Annotated in this window: 15 protein-coding genes and 1 pseudogene; 3 read left to right on the top strand and 13 right to left on the bottom strand. The window is 69.4% G+C overall.

What is annotated here, in order from left to right; all coding sequences use genetic code 11:
• The first annotated feature begins 74 nt into the window (after nucleotides 1–74).
• Genes AC57B8_RS31110 through ntrC form a run of 3 tightly spaced genes read left to right on the top strand, consistent with a single transcriptional unit; the run spans nucleotide 75 to nucleotide 3,240 of the window.
• A complete protein-coding gene (locus AC57B8_RS31110; RefSeq protein ID WP_496481695.1) occupies nucleotides 75–599 on the top strand; it encodes a hypothetical protein in 525 nt (174 codons plus the stop codon).
• 14 nt (nucleotides 600–613) lie between these two features.
• Entirely contained in the window at nucleotides 614–1,693 is a 1,080-nt protein-coding gene (gene glnL / locus AC57B8_RS31105) for a nitrogen regulation protein NR(II) (protein WP_062470910.1), read from the top strand.
• A gap of 26 nt (nucleotides 1,694–1,719) precedes the next feature.
• Nucleotides 1,720–3,240 carry a nitrogen regulation protein NR(I) gene (ntrC, locus tag AC57B8_RS31100; protein ID WP_493192983.1) on the top strand — a complete coding sequence of 507 codons (1,521 nt, stop codon included), beginning with the start codon at nucleotides 1,720–1,722 and terminating at the stop codon, nucleotides 3,238–3,240.
• Between the two features lie 26 nt (nucleotides 3,241–3,266).
• Here the strand turns inward: ntrC and AC57B8_RS31095 are convergent, their stop codons facing one another.
• The 13 genes and pseudogenes from AC57B8_RS31095 to AC57B8_RS31035 form a co-directional block, all read right to left on the bottom strand.
• Nucleotides 3,267–3,797, bottom strand: coding sequence for a hypothetical protein (locus tag AC57B8_RS31095; protein ID WP_369632047.1), 531 nt, complete (start codon nucleotides 3,795–3,797; stop codon nucleotides 3,267–3,269).
• A gap of 5 nt (nucleotides 3,798–3,802) precedes the next feature.
• Nucleotides 3,803–4,588 (bottom strand): exodeoxyribonuclease III, encoded by a 786-nt coding sequence (gene xth / locus AC57B8_RS31090; RefSeq protein WP_496481694.1) that lies wholly within the window; start codon nucleotides 4,586–4,588, stop codon nucleotides 3,803–3,805.
• A 223-nt stretch (nucleotides 4,589–4,811) separates the two neighbouring features.
• Nucleotides 4,812–5,576, bottom strand: coding sequence for an ATP-binding cassette domain-containing protein (locus AC57B8_RS31085; protein WP_496482252.1), 765 nt, complete (start codon nucleotides 5,574–5,576; stop codon nucleotides 4,812–4,814).
• A 51-nt stretch (nucleotides 5,577–5,627) separates the two neighbouring features.
• Nucleotides 5,628–6,305: pseudogene (locus AC57B8_RS31080) on the bottom strand (ABC transporter permease); the annotation flags it as partial.
• 76 nt (nucleotides 6,306–6,381) lie between these two features.
• Nucleotides 6,382–7,212: an ABC transporter substrate-binding protein gene (locus tag AC57B8_RS31075; RefSeq protein WP_496481693.1), complete on the bottom strand. Its 831-nt coding sequence runs from the start codon at nucleotides 7,210–7,212 to the stop codon at nucleotides 6,382–6,384.
• Nucleotides 7,213–7,260: 48 nt separating this feature from the next.
• A complete protein-coding gene (locus tag AC57B8_RS31070; protein ID WP_496481692.1) occupies nucleotides 7,261–9,186 on the bottom strand; it encodes a molybdopterin biosynthesis protein in 1,926 nt (641 codons plus the stop codon).
• Nucleotides 9,177–10,430 carry a molybdopterin molybdotransferase MoeA gene (locus AC57B8_RS31065; protein WP_496481691.1) on the bottom strand — a complete coding sequence of 418 codons (1,254 nt, stop codon included), beginning with the start codon at nucleotides 10,428–10,430 and terminating at the stop codon, nucleotides 9,177–9,179. Before AC57B8_RS31065 ends, AC57B8_RS31070 begins: the two co-directional genes overlap by 10 nt.
• Nucleotides 10,431–10,581: 151 nt before the next feature.
• The gene (locus AC57B8_RS31060) at nucleotides 10,582–10,971 is read right to left on the bottom strand and encodes a hypothetical protein (RefSeq protein WP_095744480.1); all 390 of its coding nucleotides are present in this window, start codon (nucleotides 10,969–10,971) and stop codon (nucleotides 10,582–10,584) included.
• Nucleotides 10,968–12,224, bottom strand: coding sequence for a formate dehydrogenase subunit gamma (locus AC57B8_RS31055; protein ID WP_496481690.1), 1,257 nt, complete (start codon nucleotides 12,222–12,224; stop codon nucleotides 10,968–10,970). Before AC57B8_RS31055 ends, AC57B8_RS31060 begins: the two co-directional genes overlap by 4 nt.
• A 12-nt stretch (nucleotides 12,225–12,236) precedes the next feature.
• Entirely contained in the window at nucleotides 12,237–12,488 is a 252-nt protein-coding gene (locus tag AC57B8_RS31050) for a hypothetical protein (protein ID WP_496481689.1), read from the bottom strand.
• Nucleotides 12,485–13,105, bottom strand: a complete 621-nt coding sequence (gene fdh3B / locus AC57B8_RS31045; RefSeq protein ID WP_062470938.1) for a formate dehydrogenase FDH3 subunit beta — start codon at nucleotides 13,103–13,105, stop codon at nucleotides 12,485–12,487. The genes AC57B8_RS31050 and fdh3B overlap by 4 nt, the downstream gene beginning before the upstream one ends.
• A 9-nt stretch (nucleotides 13,106–13,114) precedes the next feature.
• The gene (locus AC57B8_RS31040) at nucleotides 13,115–16,090 is read right to left on the bottom strand and encodes a formate dehydrogenase subunit alpha (RefSeq protein ID WP_496481688.1); all 2,976 of its coding nucleotides are present in this window, start codon (nucleotides 16,088–16,090) and stop codon (nucleotides 13,115–13,117) included.
• Between the two features lie 9 nt (nucleotides 16,091–16,099).
• A complete protein-coding gene (locus AC57B8_RS31035) occupies nucleotides 16,100–16,324 on the bottom strand; it encodes a formate dehydrogenase (protein WP_070059792.1) in 225 nt (74 codons plus the stop codon).
• Nucleotides 16,325–16,450 lie beyond the last annotated feature (126 nt).

Below are 16,450 nucleotides of genomic sequence, written 5' to 3'. Positions count from 1 at the left end.
GTGCGGAACACCCTGTCGTGAGCGGGCCCGAATTGCATCAAAATGCGCGTTTGTCGCGCCCTCTCCGGATCCAAATGAAGACTGCCTCCCTGATTTTCCTGGCCGCCGCCTCGTTCGCCACCGCCACGGCGGCGCTCGCGCAAGAGCGCGTCTGGCGCTGCGGCAACGAGTACACCAACAACGCGACCGTGGCCCAGCAAAAGGGCTGCAAGATCATGGAAGGCGGCAACGTCACCGTCGTGCAGGGCACGAAGCCTTCGGGCGGCGGTGGCAGCGCGTCGTCGTCGGGTTCGGGCGGTTCGGCCGCGCGCGCCCCGGCGGGCAGCCCGCGCGTCGAAGGCGTCGACCAGCGCGCCCGCGACGGCGAGGCGCGCTCGGTGCTCGAGGCCGAGCTGCGCAAGGCCGAGGCCCGCCAGACCGAGCTCAAGAAGGAATACAACAACGGCGAGCCTGAAAAGCAGGGCAGCGAAGGCCGCAACTACCAGAAGTACCTGGACCGCGTGGCCGAGATGAAGGCCGAACTCGCGCGCAACGAGAGCGACATCGCCGGCATCCGCCGCGAAATCGGCCGCCTGCCCGGCAAGCCGCAAGCGCAGTAAGCGGCGCGCAGTCCATGGTGTTCGGCAAGAAGGCGACTGGCGCCAATCCGCGCTTTCGCGCCTTCGACCTCTTGTCCACGCTGATCGCGGTGGTCAACAGCGACGGCTCGGTGCTGTTCGCCAATGCAGGCCTCGAAGACGCGCTGGGTACCTCGCGGCGCACGCTCGAGGGCTCGCAGTTCGGCGCCTGTTTCCATGAGCCGCAGGTGCTGCGCACCGCGCTCGACGGCGCCAGCAGCAACGACTTCGCCACGCTGCGCTACGAGGCCTTCCTGCGCCGCGTGAACCACGAGCTGATGCCCGTGCAGGTCACGCTGGCGCACGGCGACAAGAAGGGCGAGCTCATCATCGAGATGTCGCCGCTGGAGCAGCAGGTGCGCCAGGACCGCGAGGAGCGCCTGATCGACCAGGCGCAGGCCAACAAGGAACTCATCCGCAACCTCGCGCACGAGATCAAGAACCCGCTGGGCGGCATCCGCGGCGCGGCGCAGTTACTGCAGATGGAGGTCGAGTCGCGCGACCTCATCGAATACACCCAGGTCATCATCCACGAGGCCGACCGGCTGCAGACGCTGGTCGACCGGCTGCTGGCACCGCACCGGCGCCCGCACGTGGTGGGCGACGTGAACATCCACGAGGTCTGCGAGCGCGTGCGCTCGGTCATCCTGGCGGAGTTTCCGCGCGACCTGCACATCGAGCGCGATTTCGACGTTTCCATTCCCGAGTTCCGCGGCGACCGCGAGCAGCTCATCCAGGCCACGCTCAACATCGCGCACAACGCGGCGCAGGCCCTGGCCGAGCGCCGCGCGGCGGGCGATGCGCAGATCACTTTCAAGACCCGCGTGGCCCGCCAGGTGATCTTCAACAAGCAGTGGTATCGATTGGCACTGGAATTGCATGTCATCGACAATGGACCGGGTGTGCCGGACACGATCAAGGACCGCATCTTCTATCCGCTCGTTTCGGGCAGGGAAGGCGGGACCGGGCTGGGACTGACGCTTGCGCAAACTTTTGTGCAACAGCATCACGGCGTGATCGAGTGCGACAGCGTCCCGGGCCGAACCGATTTCAAGATATTGATTCCGCTGCCCTAGCGCAGCCCCGGCAACAGAGGAGATGCATGAAGCCGATCTGGATAGTTGATGACGACCAATCGATACGCTTCGTGCTCGAGAAGGCGCTGCTGCGCGAAGACCTGCCCACGCGCAGCTTCACGAACACACGCGAAGTGCTGGCCGCGCTCGAACAGGCCGAAGGCGACGAGCAGCAGGGCCCGCAGGTCCTGGTGAGCGACATCCGCATGCCGGGCGGCTCGGGGCTCGACCTGCTCGACAAGATCAAGGCCAAGCACCCCGGCCTGCCGGTCATCATCATGACCGCCTTCTCCGACCTGGACAGCGCGGTCTCGGCCTTCCAGGGCGGCGCCTTCGAGTACCTGCCCAAGCCCTTCGACCTGCCGCGCGCCGTGGAACTCATCCGCCGCGCCGTCGACGAAAGCCAGCGCGAAGAGGTGTCCGAAGAGCGCATGGTCGCTGCGCCCGAGATGCTCGGCCAGGCGCCCGCGATGCAGGACGTGTTCCGTGCCATCGGCCGGCTGTCGCAAAGCAACGTCACGGTGCTCATCACCGGCGAATCGGGCTCGGGCAAGGAGCTGGTGGCGCGCGCGCTGCACAAGCACTCGCCGCGCGCCAACGGCCCCTTCGTGGCGATCAACACCGCCGCCATTCCCAAGGACCTGCTCGAGAGCGAACTCTTCGGCCACGAGCGCGGCGCCTTCACCGGCGCGCAGACCATGCGCCGCGGCCGCTTCGAGCAGGCCGAGGGCGGCACGCTGTTCCTCGACGAAATCGGCGACATGCCCTTCGACCTGCAGACGCGCCTCTTGCGCGTGCTCAGCGACGGCCACTTCTACCGCGTGGGCGGCCACAATTCGGTCAAGGCCAACGTGCGCGTCATCGCCGCTACCCACCAGGACCTCGAGCAGCGCGTGAAGCTCGGCGGTTTCCGCGAAGACCTGTTCCACCGCCTCAACGTGATCCGCCTGCGCCTGCCCGCGTTGCGCGAACGCGGCGAGGATGTGCCCGCGCTCACGCGCCACTTCCTGCAGCAGAGCGCGCGCCAGCTGGGCGTCGAGCCCAAGCGCATCTCCGACGCGGCGCTGGCCAGGCTCGCGGCCTTCAACTTCCCGGGCAACGTGCGCCAGCTCGAGAACATCTGCCACTGGCTGACCGTGATGGCGCCCGCGCAGCTGATCGAGTCGAAAGACCTGCCGCCCGAAGTGATGGCGGGCAGCGGGGCGGACGTGCATGTGGCGGTGGCCGAGGCGGCGGCGCCCGTGCAGGCTGCAGCGCCGTTGGCCGTCGAGCGCGACGCGTCCGCGCCGGTGGTCGCGGCCCCCGAGGCGGTGCCAGGCGCGCCGACGGGTCCCAGCGCTTGGGAAAGCGGCCTCGAAGCCGAAGCTCAGGCGCTGCTGGCCGCAGGCCGCACCGACGTGTGGGATGTGCTCACGCGCCGCTTCGAATCGCGGCTGATCCTCACCGCGCTGGCCAACACGCGCGGCCGGCGCATCGAGGCGGCCCAGAAACTGGGCATCGGGCGCAACACCATTACCCGGAAAATCCAGGAACTCGGTATCGAATGAAAAGGCCCTCCCAGGGCCTTTTTTTATTACCGGCTGCGTTGGCCTAGCGTCAGCGAATCGAGCTGGAAATTGCCGCTCTTGTCCCAGAGCCAGGTGTCGACGTACGTGTGGCCGCCCAGCTTGCCGGGGCTCGGCAAGGGCGAGGTCGCCTTGACCAGCTCCGCGATCATCGGCGGCACTTCGGGCGCATGGCTGGGCACGCGGCTGAAGGTGACGTTGGTGACCTTGCCGTTCGCATCGATCTCCGTTTCGACCACCACCACGGCGTACACCAGCGGCGGGATCTTGCCCTTGTAGATGCGGCTGGCGTAGGCCTTGTAGATGTGGCGCGCGCCGGTCTTGCGGTAGGTGCGGATCGCGGGCGTCTGCGCGGTGATGAGCCGCACGGTCGGCACGTCGCGGCTGCCTTCGGTGGCGGTTGCGCCGCCGGGCGATGTGCTGCCCGTGCTGCTTTCCGATCCACCACCCGGCTTCAGGACCGAGCAGGCGGCCAGTGCGAGCGCCGCGGCGGCGATCGCGGCAGAACGGGCCAGGCGTGCGGCGATCGGCGTCGTCATGGCCGTCAGGCGCCCGCGCCGAGTTCGAGCACCACCGGGGCGTGGTCGCTCGGCTTTTCCCACTTGCGCGGCACGCGGTCGATGACGCAGCTTTTCACCAGCGGCCGCAGCGGTTCGCTCACGAGGATGTGGTCGATGCGCAGGCCGCGGTTCTTCTGGTAGCCCAGCATGCGGTAGTCCCACCAGGAGAAGCTTTTTTCGGGCTGCTCGAACATGCGGAAGCTGTCCGTCAGGCCCAGGCCGAGCAGCGCCTTGAAGTGGTCGCGCTCTTCGGTCGTGTGGTGGATCGTTTCCTTCAGGCCCACCGGGTCGAAGCTGTCGCGGTCTTCGGGCGTGACGTTGAAGTCGCCCAGCAGCACGAGGTTCGGGTGCGCCGCGAGTTCACGCGCGATGTAGTCGTGCAGCGCGTCGAGCCACTTCATCTTGTAGGCGAACTTCTCGCTGCCCGGTTCCTGGCCGTTCACGAAGTAGCCGTTGATCACGCGCAGCGGGCCCGAGGGCGTCTCGATGGTGGCGGCGATCACGCGCGACTGCTCGTCGGCGAAGTTCTCGATGTTCTTCACCACGTCGCGCACCGGCGCCAGGCTGAGGATGGCCACGCCGTTGTAGGTCTTCTGACCGAACACCGCGGCCTCGTAGCCGGCCGACTTCAGCACCTCGAGCGGAAACTTGTCGTCGGTCATCTTGAGCTCCTGCAGGCACAGCACATCGACCGGGTTGGCGATGAGCCAGTCGAGCACATGCTGCAGGCGCGCGGTGAGGGAGTTGACGTTCCAGGTGGCTATTTTCATGAGGGCTCTGCGTATTCGGTTATCGGGGGGCGGCCGTGCGTTCGCAGCCGGTCGGTGAGGTCTCTGTGCAGGCGAAAGAAGTGGCCGCGCCCAGACCCGGAAGGAAGGCGTGTCGGCAGCGAGACCGCGACAGTGATTTCCATCGCGGTATTTTGCCTCGCTGGATCGGGATGCCGTGTAAGCGAAGGCGAGGGGCGCGGAACCGCCGACCCGCCCGCCGACGCTAGGGCTGACGGTACCAGCCCAGCTCGCCCTGCAGGAACTGGGCGGCCTCGGGCGGCAGGTCGTCCGAATCGAAGAAGCTCGCCACGGGCCGCTCGACCACGATGCACCCCGCGTGCAGGTAGGCCACGCGCGTGGCCAGTCGCTTGGCCTGCCCGAGGTTGTGCGTGCTCATCACGATCGTCACGCCGCTGTGGGCGACCTCTTCGATGAGGGCCTCGATCTCGTTCTTGGCGCCGGGGTCCAGGCTGGCCGTGGGCTCGTCCAGGAACAGGATGTCGGGCTGCAGTGCCCACGCGCGCGCCAGGCCCAGGCGCTGCTGCTGGCCGCCCGACAGCGAACGCGCCGAGCGCTCGGCGTGTTCGAGCAGGCCCACGCGCGCCAGCGCCAGGCCGCAGCGCTCGCTGCGCTCGGCGGCCGGCACGCCCGCCAGCCACAGGCCGACCCACACGTTGCGCCACACCGAGAGGCTCAGCAGGAACGGGCGCTGGAACAGCATGGCCGCGCGCGGCAGGCGGCCTTCGGGCCGCAGCGGCAGGCGCTCGCAGCGCCCTTCGCAGGGCAGCAGGCCGTGCAGCAGCCGCAGCAGCGTGGTCTTGCCCGAGCCGTTGGCGCCCACGAGCACGAGCCGGTCGCCCCGGTGCAGGGTCAGCGAGGCGTCGTCCAGCGCGATCAGCGCGCCGAAGCGCACCGTCGCGCGCTCGAGCCGAATCAGCGGCACCGTGCCGGCCGCGGCCGGCGTGTGCGAGGCGGGCGCGCGGCGCATCGCACGCGGCTTCGCTGGCGGGGCAGTGCTCAGCGGGCGCGTGGCCAGCCATTGCAGCAGCCCGATGGCACCGTTGACCGCGCCGACCACCGCCAGCAGCACGATGCCCAGCGCCAGGGCCAGCGCGAGGTCGCCCTTGCTGGTCTCCAGCGCGATGGTGGTGGTCATCACGCGCGTGACGCCGGCGATGTTGCCGCCGACGATCATCACGGCCCCGACCTCGGCGATGGCCCGCGCGAAGGCCGTGAGCAGCACGGTGGCCACGCCCATCCGGTCGTGCACCAGCATCAGCAGGGCGGTGGCGAGCGGCCCGGCGCCCAGCGAGCGCAGCTGGTCGCCGCCGTCGGCCAGCGCCGCCATCACGAGCCGGCGCGACAGCGCGGCGATCAGCGGCGTGACGAGCACGCTCTGCGCCACCACCATCGCCGACGGCGTGAACAGGATGCCCAGTTCGCCCAGCGGCCCCGAGCGCGAGAGCAGCAGGTACACCAGCAGGCCCACGACCACGGCGGGCAGGGCGAGCAGCGTGTTCACCAGCCACACGGCCAGCGCATGCCCCGGGAAGCGCGCCACCGCCAGCCAGGCGCCCAGCAGCAGGCCGAACAGCGCGCCGATCAGGCAGGCCGTGGCGCTCACCTGCAGCGACAGCGCCGTGATGCGCACGAGTTCGGGGTCGGCGCCGGTGATGAGGCGCCAGGCCAGCGCCCAGCCTTCGGTCACGGTGTTCATCGAAGGACGGCTTTCATCGCCAGCGCGAGGCCGTGCGCATCGCGCAGCCCGGCCCCGTCATCGACCGGCGCGCCGTTCACTGGCCCGCGTTCGGGAAGAAGAGCTGTTCGCCGCCGATCTTGTACGCGGCAATGGCGGCCTGCCCGTCGCGCGACACGACCCAGTCGGAGAAGGCTTGCGCCAGGTCCTTCTTCACGTGCGGGTGCCTGGTGGGGTTCACGACGATCACGCCGTACTGGTTGAACAACTGCTTGTCGCCCTCGACCACGATGCCCAGGTCGGCGCGGTTCTTGAAGTTGAGCCAGGTGCCGCGGTCGGACAGCACATAGGCATTGGTCGACGCCGCGATATTGAGCGCCTGGCCCATGCCGCAGCCGCATTCCTTGTAGCCGGCCGGCTTGGCCGCGGCCAGGTCGATGCCGGCCAGCTTCCACTGGCGCAGCTCGGCCGCATGGGTGCCGCTCTTGTCGCCGCGCGAGACGAAGGCGCCGCCCGTGGTGCCCAGGCGCTTGAGGGCCGCCGCGATGTCGTTGCCGCGCACGCCGGCCGGGTCGGACTTGGGCCCGATCAGCACGAAGTCGTTGTACATGACCGCGCGGCGCGGCAGGCCGAAGCCCTCGGCGACGAACTTCTCTTCGGCGGGCTGGTCGTGCACGAACAGCGCGTCGGCGTCGCCGCGGCGCGCCATGTCCAGTGCCTGGCCGGTGCCCACCGCCACCACGCGCACCTCGGTGCCCGATGCTTTCGTGAACTGCGGCAGCAGGTGCTTGAACAGGCCCGACTGTTCCGTCGAGGTGGTCGAGGCCAGCACGATGAACTTGTCCTGTGCCTGCGCCATCGGCGCGAGCAGCGCACCAGCAAGTGCGCCACCGAGGGCGAGAAGGGTGAAGCGTCTGCGCGAAGCCATCGTCATCGTGTCAGTCCTCGAGAGTGAAAGAAAGAAGCGCTCTTGCCATCAGGCGGCGGCATCGACGCGAAAGCCCAGCCGGCCCAGCGCCTCGCGCGCCGCGGCCGATTGCAGCAGCGCAATGAAGGCCTGCACCGGCGCGCGCCCAAGCCGTGCCTGGGGCACCACGAAGTCGTAGCGTTCCTCCTGCACGGGAATGAAGCCCAGCCCGTACTGCCGCGCGACCGTGTCGATGGCCAGGCCCCAGTCGGCGCGCTGCTGCGCCACGGCCACCGCCACCGCGTTGTGCGACTTGGTCTGCACGCCGTAGCCGGGCGGTTGTGCGCCGCCGAGCAGGCGGTCGATGAGGATGCGGGTGCCGCTGCCGGCGTTGCGGTTGACCATGGTGCAGCCGGGCTGCGCGGTCGCCGCGGCGATGGCCGCGGCGGCGTCCAGGCCCTCGAAGCGCGTGTCGCCGGGGCGATGGACGACGCCCTGCATGCGGCCGTAGCCCGTCACCAGTTCGAGGCCCGGCGTGAGCAGCGGCCGGTTGTAGATGCCCGTCGCCGGGTCCATCAGGTGGATGCCGGCCACGTCGCATTCGCCGCGCTTGGCGGCCATCAGCCCGCCCGTGCTGCCCACGTTCATGGCTTTGATGCGGATGCCCTGGCGCATCAGCTCGCCGGCCAGCCAGTCCAGGCCCACGCAATGGCTGCCGATGAAGATCAGGTCCGCGGCGTCCAGCCCCTGGCCCAGCAGCTGCACCTGCACGGGGGCGCCGGCATCGACGATCTCGGTGTGCTGGCCGATGGTGATGAAGCCGTCGGCGCTGCTGAAGGTGGTGACCGAGCCCGAGCCCTTGCCCATCGGGTAGGCGGCCACGCCGTCGTCGGTGGGCACCAGGCCCACCAGCAGGTACTCGGTGCGGCCGCGCTCGGAATTCACACGCATCGGCAGCGTGGCCGCCATGTGCGCGTGCCGCTGCGGCGGCCGGCCCGCGAAGGCGCGGATCACGGGCGCCAGGAACTCATGGAAGGTGAAGACCGCCGAGGTCGGAAAGCCCGGCAGGATCACGACCGGCTTGCCGCCCGTGACCGCCAGGCACACCGGCTTGCCGGGCTTGAGCGCCACGCCGTGCGCCACCACGCCCGGGTCGCCGAGGGCTGCCACCACGCGGTACGACAGGTCGCCTTCGCCCTTGGATGTGCCGCCCGAAAAGACCACGGCATCGCATGCGAGGCCCCGCGCGAGCGCGGCCGACAGCAGGGCCTCGTCGTCGGGGATCACGCCCAGGCGCACCGGCTCGCCGCCCAGTTCCTCGACCGCGGCGCCGATGATGGCGGCGTTGGAGTCGTACACCGCGCCCGTGGGCAGCGGCGCGCCGGGCGCGACGATCTCGTTGCCGGTGGAGAAGATGGCCACGCGCGGCTTGCGCCACACGCCGACCTCGGCCAGGCCCAGCGCCGCGAGCACGCCGATCTCGCGCGAGCTCAGCACCTGGCCGGCGCGCAGCACGGTTTCGCCGCGTGCGATGTCGGTGCCGGCGTAGCTGACGTTCTCGCCGGCCGTGGCCGCGCGGCGCACCTGCACGTTGCCGCCGTCGAGGTCGGTGTGTTCCACCATCACCACCGCGTCGGCGCCGCGCGGCAGCATGCCGCCGGTGGCGATCGCCGTGGCGTGGCCGGGCGTCACTTCGCGCTGCGGCACGATGCCCGGTGCGAGCGTCTCGCCCACGAGGGCCAGCGCGCGGACCTGCTCTTCCATCGCGCCCCAGGTGTCGGCGGCCTGCACGGCAAAGCCGTCGACGTTGGAGCGGTCGAAGCCGGGCACGTCGATGGCGGCGACCGCGTCGTCGGCGAGCACCCGGCCCAGCGCCGCGTGCAGGGGAACGGTCTCGCGGCCCAGCGGCGCGAGGCTCAGGTGTTCGCGGAAGCGGCGCTCGGCCTCGTCCCGCGTGACGACATCGAGAAATTGCGATTGGGCTTTCACAGGCACTCGTACAGATGAACAGTGACGTCGGTCCCGGGCCCGAAGCCTTCGCTTTCGGCGGGGGCGATCACGAAGCCGTCGGCGCGCGTGGTCGAGCTCAGCACCGAGGCGCCCGAGAGCGCGAGCGGCTCCACGCCGTCGGCGCCGATCTTCACGCGCACGTAGTCGACGCGCCCCACCTGCGAGACGATCTTGCGCGCCACGGTGGCGCGCGTGCGCGGGTAGGGCCAGTCGGCGGGCCGGCCGCCGAGCAGACGGATCGCACGCCCGGCAAAGAAGTCGTAGGCGCACAGGCAGGAGACCGGGTTGCCCGGCAGCAGGAACACCAGCGTCTCGCCGATGCGCCCCATGCCGGCCGGGCTGGAAGGTCGCATCGCGATGCCGTGGATCGCCAGCTCGCCGAGTTCGGCCAGCAGGCGCGGCGCGTGGTCCTCGGCGCCCACGCTGGAGCCGCCGGAGATGAGCACCACGTCGGCGCCGGGCGCGGCCAGGGCCTGCGAGATGATCTGCGGGTCGTCGCCCAGGCGCTGGTGCGACTCGAGCAGGCCGCCGTCGCGCGCGACCAAGCCGCGCAAGGTCACGGAGTTGGCGTCGTAGATCTCGCTCGGGCCCTTGGGCGTGCCGGGCGCGCGCACCTCGTTGCCGGTGACGAGCAGCCGCACGCGCGGCCGGCGCACCACCTGCAACTGTGCCAGGCCCAGCGAAGCGGCCAGCCCCGCATCTTGCGGGCGCAGGCGGCGGCCGGCGGCCAGCGCGGTGCTGCCGCGCGCGATGTCTTCGCCGACGTGGCCCACATGCTGGCCCGGCGCGACGGCGCGCGTGATGGCCAGGCGCCCGTCCTGCTCGCTTGCGTATTCGGCGGGCACCACGGCATCGAGCCCGCGCGGCACCGGGGCGCCGGTCATGATGCGGATGGCGGCGCCCGCGGGCACCTCGCCTTCGAAGGGGCGGCCGGGCCAGGCGTGGCCCGCGATCGGGAACTCGAGCGGGTTGTATTCGCCGGCCCCCGTGGTCTCGCCGCCGCGCAGCGCATAGCCGTCCATGGCCGCGCGGTCGAACTCGGGCACCGCGATGGGCGCGATCACCTCCTGCAGCAGCACCCGCCCCGTGGCCTCGTCGACGGCCACGGATTCACCGGGCAGCAAGGGCGTGTGGGCGTCGATCCAGGCGAGGGCGGCGGGCACCTCGGCGCGCTGCGTGAAGCCGCGCATACGCACATCGGTCGAGGCAGTTCGTTCGGGTGTGGGCATCGGGGCCAGTATAGAAGTTGGAGGTCGCCGGCGTGGTCGGGCATGGCACCCGACAGCCATGCACAAGGCGGCCGTGCCGGACCTTGCCGGCGGGCCATTTGCGGTCGTTTTTTCTTCAGCCGCGTCCGCGCACGCGCGGTGCGCCGCCGGCTTACTTCTTGGGTGCGGGATTCGTCTGTGCCGAGGTCTGGTTCGAACTCGGTGGCGACGCGGCCGTGGGGGCCGGGGAGTGGGCGCCCGATGCTTCGATGGGCTTGGTTTCAACCTTGGGGGCGGCGGCGTAAGGCCCCGGGTCCACGCAGGGCGGCGTGGCCACCGCGGCCGGTGCCGGCTTGCCGGCGGCCTGCGCGCTGGCGCGGTACTTGGCGGCGACCTGGTCCTGTGACTTGCACAGCAGGTAGCCGTCGGTCTTGGCGCTCCACGCGGTGCGGGCCGCGGCCTCGGCGGCCTTGGCCTGCGCTTCCGGCGTGGGCGGGGGGAGCTTGGCGACAGCGGAGGTCGCAGCGAGTGCGCACAGGAGAAGGGTCAGCGTGTGCTTCATGCGGAGGTTCCTTGCTGCGCCGTCGCCGGCCGTGCGGGCTCGGATGCGCCGGCCGGTTGCGAGCGCTGCGCGGGGATCTTGCCGGCCTGGATGTCGTCGTACCAGAGCTTGTGGTGCTCGCGCGCCCAGGCCTCGTCGACATAGCCTTCGCGCATCGCCTTGTAGGCGCCGTCCATGCCCAGCGTGCCGATGTAGATGTGACCCATGATCATCGCCATCATGAGCAGCGTGGCCACCGCATGCACCATGTGCGCGACCTGCATCTCGCCGCGCGTGTAGACGAAGCCGGGCAGCAGCTTGTCCAGGAACAGGCCCGAGGCGATGACGATGCTGCCCAGGAACAGCACGCCGCCCCAGAACACCGCCTTCTCGCCGGCGTTGAAGCGGTGCGACGCGGGCTCCTTGCCGCCGAACAGGCCGCCGCCGTGCCGCAGCCAGGTGAAGTCGTCCTTGCTCGGCCAGTTGCTGCGGATGAAGGTGAAGATCATGAACAGCGTGGTCACCACGAACAGCGGTCCCACGAAGTTGTGCACTGTCTTGAGCACGTAGGCGAGCCAGCCGAACAGCGTGCTGCCCAGCACCGGCAGCAGGAAGAACTTGCCGAAGGCCATCACGATGCCCGAGATCGCGAGCGTGACGAAGGCCAGCGCGTTCGACCAGTGCGTGGCGCGCTCGAAGGGCGTGAAGCGCTCGATCTTGCGGCCGGTTTCGGTGCCGTGCAGGCGGATCGGCCCGCGCGTGAAATAGAAGATGGCCAGCGCCAGCAGCGTGACGAAGAGCAGCGCCGCGCCGTACGGAATGATCCAGTCGTTGCGCACCTGCCGCCAGGCCTCGCCCGCGTTGGTGAAGCGCGAACCCGGGTACTGCACGAAGCGCTGGATCAGGTTGCCGGCCTCGGGCGCCTGGCTCACCGGCAGGCTGCTGTAGCCGGTGACGCCGCCGCTCACCTGGCGCCACATCGGCGCGTTGTTGCCGGGCTGCACCTTGTTGCGCTCGCCGTTGGTCTGGTTGAGGTAGTTGGGGTCGGCGCTGGCCTCGGGCTTGACGTCGAAGATGTTCTGGCTGCGGATGCCGCCCTCGGCCTTCGGTGCTGCAGCCGCCGCTGCGGCAGGCGAAGCAGGGGCGGGCGCCGCGGTCACGGCGCCGCTCGCGGCCGGGGTGGCCTCCTGGGCCGGTGCCACCGCCGCCCAGCCCAGGAGCGCGGTCGCCAGCAGCGCGTGGAACGCGTGCCTGGTGCGAATGGTGACGCTCATGCGGCCTCCGGTTCAGTTTTCTCGGGTGTACTCGTTCTGGCCGTTGGAGCGCGTCTTGATCTGCTGCTCCCACGCCGTCTTGTCGCCCACCTTCCAGCCGGGCGCGGTGAAGGCGGTGCCGGTGTTGGCCTGCGTGCCCGTGCCGCTCCAGGGCACCGCGTCATGCTTGACGCCCTCGGCGTTCGTCTGCGGCTTCTCGCTGCAGGCCGCCAGCAACATCGCGCTCGAGGCGAGCGCGACGAGCATCACGACCGCGCGCTTCACTTGGTGCCTCCGGTGGGCGGCGTGCCGGCCTGCTGCGAGCCGTAGGCCGTGCCCCAGCCCCAGACCTCGGCGCCCGTGCCGCGGTGCACGACGCGGGTGCGGAAGATGTCGGCCACCACGTCGCCGTCGCCGGCCAGCAGGGCCTTGGTCGAGCACATCTCGGCGCAGGCCGGCAGCTTGCCTTCGGCCAGGCGGTTGCGGCCGTACTTCTCGAACTCGGCTTCGGAGCCGTTGGCTTCGGGGCCGCCGGCGCAGAAGGTGCACTTGTCCATCTTGCCGCGTGCGCCGAAGGTGCCTTGCGACGGGAACTGCGGCGCGCCGAAGGGGCAGGCGTACGAGCAGTAGCCGCAGCCGATGCACACGTCCTTGTCGTGCAGCACCACGCCTTCGTCGGTGCGGTAGAAGCATTGCACGGGGCACACCGCCATGCAGGGCGCGTCGGAGCAGTGCATGCAGGCCACCGAGATCGATTTCTCGCCCGGCAGGCCGTCGTTGAGCGTGACCACGCGGCGGCGGTTCACGCCCCAGGGCACCTCGTTCTCGTTCTTGCAGGCCGTGACGCAGCCGTTGCACTCGATGCAGCGCTCGGAATCGCAGACGAACTTCATTCTTGCCATGGTGATTCCTTATGCTTTCTCGATGTTGCAGACCGTGGTCTTGGTCTCTTGCATCATGGTGACGCTGTCGTAGCCGTAGGTGGTGGCCGTATTGATGGCCTCGCCGCGCACGATGGGCGCCGCGCCCTTCGGGTAGTAGGCCAGCAGGTCTTCGCCCTGCCAGCGGCCCGAGAAGTGGAAGGGCATGAACACCGTGTCGGGCCCCACGCGCTCGGTCACCAGGGCCTGCACGTTGAGCTTGGCGCCCGTGGGCGTGTGCACCCAGGCGCGCTCGCCGTTGCGGATGTTCTTCTCGGCCGCCACCTTCGGGTTGATCTCGATGAACATCTCCTGCTGCAGCTCGGCCAGCCAGGGGTTGGAGCGGGTTTCCTCGCCGCCGCCCTCGTACTCCACGAGCCGTCCCGAGGTCATGATGTAGGGGAACTTCTCGGCGATCTTGTCGGCGATGTTCTTCTGCTGCACGGTCTTGTAGAGCGTGGGCAGGCGCCAGAACGCCATCTTGTCGTCGTGCGTCGGGTACTTGGCGACCAGGTCGGGGCGCGTGCCGTAGAGCGGCTCGCGGTGCTGCGGGATCGCATCGGGAAAGTTCCACACCACCGCGCGCGCCTTCGCGTTGCCGAAGGGGTGGCAGCCGTGGTTCTTCATGAACACGCGGATCATGCCGCCCGAACTGTCGGTCTTCCAGTTCTTGCCTTCGGCCTTGGGCTTCTCGGCCTCGGTGAGTTCGTCCCACCAGCCGAGCTTCTTGAGCAGCAGGTGGTCGAGCTCGGGGTAGCCGGTGGTGATGTCGGCGCCCAGCGAGTGGGAGCCGTCCTCGGCCAGCAGGTTCTTGCCGTTGCGCTCCACGCCGAAGTTCGCGCGGAAGTTGCCGCCGCCGTCCATCACGTGCTTGGACGGGTCGTACAGGTTCGGCGAGCCGGGGTGCTTGAGCTCGGGCGTGCCGTAGCAGGGCCAGGGCAGGCCGAAGTAGTCGCCCGAGATGTCGTAGCCGTTGACCTTGTCCTTGACCGCCCCCTTGGCCCGCAGCGTGCGCACGTCGAAGGCGGCCATGTTGCGCATGTGCGCCTGCAGCCGCTCGGGGCTCTGGCCCGAGTAGCCGACGGCCCAGCAGCACTTGTTGATCTCGCGCAGGATGTCGTCGGGCACGGGCTCGTCCATGCCCTTGACCTTCTGCATCTTGTAGTTCTTGCTGAGCTCCTTGCCGAAGCCCAGGCGGTCGGCGAACTGCTGCATGATCATGTGGTCGGTGCGGCTTTCCCACAGCGGTTCGATGACCTTCTCGCGCCACTGGATCGAGCGGTTCGACGCCGTCACCGAGCCGCTGGTCTCGAACTGCGTGCACGCGGGCAGCAGGTACACGGCGCGGTTCGCGTTGGCGTCCTCGGGCCGGCCCGGCATTGCGGCCATGGCGGCCGTGGCCGAGGGGTACGGGTCGACCACGACCAGCAGGTCGAGCTTGTCCATGGCCCGCTTCATCTCGAGGCCGCGCGTCTGCGAGTTGGGCGCATGGCCCCAGTAGAAGACGCCGCGCAGGTTCGAGTCCTGGTCGATGAGCTCGTTCTTCTCGAGCACGCCGTCGATCCAGCGCGACACCGTGATGCCCGGCTTGCTCATCATCGCGGGCGAGGCGAAGCGGCCCTTGATCCATTCGAAGTCCACGCCCCAGGTGGCGGCGAAGTGCTTCCACGAGCCTTCGACCAGGCCGTAGTAGCCCGGTAGCGAATCGGGGTTGGGACCGACGTCGGTCGCGCCCTGCACGTTGTCGTGGCCGCGGAAGATGTTGGTGCCGCCGCCCGAGGTGCCCACGTTGCCCAGCGCCAGCTGCAGGATGCACGAGGCCCGCACGATGGCGTTGCCGATGCTGTGCTGCGTCTGGCCCATGCACCACACCACGGTGCCGGGGCGGTGCTCGTGCAGCATGGTCGCGACTTTCAGCACCTGCGCCTCGCTCACGCCGCAGGCCTCCTCGACCTTGTCCGGCGTCCACTTGCTCATGACTTCCGCGCGCACTTCTTCCATGCCGTAGACGCGGTCGTTGAGGTAGCGCTTGTCTTCCCAGCCGTTCTTGAAGATGTGGTGCAGGATGCCGAACAGGAACGCGATGTCCGAGCCCGAGCGGATGCGCACGTACTCGTGGGCCTTGGCCGCCGTGCGCGTGAAGCGCGGGTCGACCACGATCATCTTGCAGCCGTTTTCCTTGGCATGCAGCATGTGCAGCATGCTCACGGGGTGCGCCTCGGCCGCGTTGGAGCCGATGTACATCGCGATCTTCGCGTTGCGCATGTCGTTGTACGAATTGGTCATGGCGCCGTAGCCCCATGTGTTCGCCACGCCCGCGACCGTGGTCGAGTGGCAGATGCGCGCCTGGTGGTCGCAGTTGTTGCTGCCGAAGAAGCTCACGAACTTGCGCAGCAGGTAGGCCTGCTCGTTGCTGTGCTTGCTCGAGCCGATCCAGTAGATCGCGTCGGGGCCGCTGGCCTTGGTGAGTTCCTTCAGCTTGGCGGTGATTTCATCCAGCGCGGTGTCCCAGCTGATGCGCTCGTACTTGCCGTTCACGAGCTTCATCGGGTAGCGCAGGCGGTACTCGCCGTGGCCGTGCTCGCGCAGCGCCGCGCCCTTGGCGCAGTGGGCGCCCAGGTTGATGGGCGAGTCGAACACCGGCTCCTGGCGCACCCACACGCCGTTCTCGACCACCGCGTCGGACGCGCAGCCGACCGAGCAGTGCGAGCACACGGTGCGCTTCACTTCGATCTTGCCGGCGCCGATGGCCGTGGGCCGGCCGTCGGCGGCCTTGGCCTTCTGGATCAGCGTGAGCTGGCTGGCCGCCAGGCCCACGCCGACGCCAAGGCCGGAGCGCCGCAGGAAGGCGCGCCGGTCCATGGTCGGCAGGGCGTTCGCGAGACCGCGCCGCAGGCTGTGAACGAAGGGCGACGCGTCGGAGGCCCGCGGGCTCGCGGTGCCTGGGGATTTTCTGGTCAGAAGCACGGGGTCTCCTCAGGCTGACGTGGTGGCGTAGTAACGCTTGACGTGTTCGCTCAGGGAATAGCCGCCGCCGTTTTCGGGCGGGGGCGGCAAAGAGGGGGCGACGGCGGCGACGGGTGTCTCGGCCATGTTTGGCAGCGACGTGACGGCCACCGCAGCGGCGCCGGCGGTGGCGGCACCGATGAAGAATCCGCGGCGGGAGGCCGGCTTGATGCCGGTGTTTTGGCTGTCCTGCATATTGACTCCAGGAGTGGCTGGGCGCGACGAGAGAGGGGAAACCCGGTCGGCCTTGTGGATACTAGACCAGCAACAAGGTGTGAGCAACCTGAATACCCCTCGCATTCGTTCGCCTCAGAAGGTGTG

Source organism: Variovorax sp. BGA-UO-ETr-C22, assembly GCF_059567965.1.
Note: the sequence above shows the minus strand (reverse complement) of the source record. Positions and strands in the feature narration are given on the sequence as shown.

Excerpts from the sequence above, each read along its gene's own strand:
- AC57B8_RS31110 (WP_496481695.1), top strand. The coding sequence starts at position 75 with ATGAAGACTGCCTCCCTGATTTTCCTGGCCGCCGCCTCGTTCGCCACC.
- glnL (WP_062470910.1), top strand. The coding sequence starts at position 614 with ATGGTGTTCGGCAAGAAGGCGACTGGCGCCAATCCGCGCTTTCGCGCC.
- ntrC (WP_493192983.1), top strand. The coding sequence starts at position 1,720 with ATGAAGCCGATCTGGATAGTTGATGACGACCAATCGATACGCTTCGTG.
- AC57B8_RS31095 (WP_369632047.1), bottom strand. The coding sequence starts at position 3,797 with ATGACGACGCCGATCGCCGCACGCCTGGCCCGTTCTGCCGCGATCGCC.
- xth (WP_496481694.1), bottom strand. The coding sequence starts at position 4,588 with ATGAAAATAGCCACCTGGAACGTCAACTCCCTCACCGCGCGCCTGCAG.
- AC57B8_RS31085 (WP_496482252.1), bottom strand. The coding sequence starts at position 5,576 with ATGCGCCGCGCGCCCGCCTCGCACACGCCGGCCGCGGCCGGCACGGTG.
- AC57B8_RS31075 (WP_496481693.1), bottom strand. The coding sequence starts at position 7,212 with ATGGCTTCGCGCAGACGCTTCACCCTTCTCGCCCTCGGTGGCGCACTT.
- AC57B8_RS31065 (WP_496481691.1), bottom strand. The coding sequence starts at position 10,430 with ATGCCCACACCCGAACGAACTGCCTCGACCGATGTGCGTATGCGCGGC.
- AC57B8_RS31060 (WP_095744480.1), bottom strand. The coding sequence starts at position 10,971 with ATGAAGCACACGCTGACCCTTCTCCTGTGCGCACTCGCTGCGACCTCC.
- AC57B8_RS31055 (WP_496481690.1), bottom strand. The coding sequence starts at position 12,224 with ATGAGCGTCACCATTCGCACCAGGCACGCGTTCCACGCGCTGCTGGCG.
- fdh3B (WP_062470938.1), bottom strand. The coding sequence starts at position 13,105 with ATGGCAAGAATGAAGTTCGTCTGCGATTCCGAGCGCTGCATCGAGTGC.
- AC57B8_RS31035 (WP_070059792.1), bottom strand. The coding sequence starts at position 16,324 with ATGCAGGACAGCCAAAACACCGGCATCAAGCCGGCCTCCCGCCGCGGA.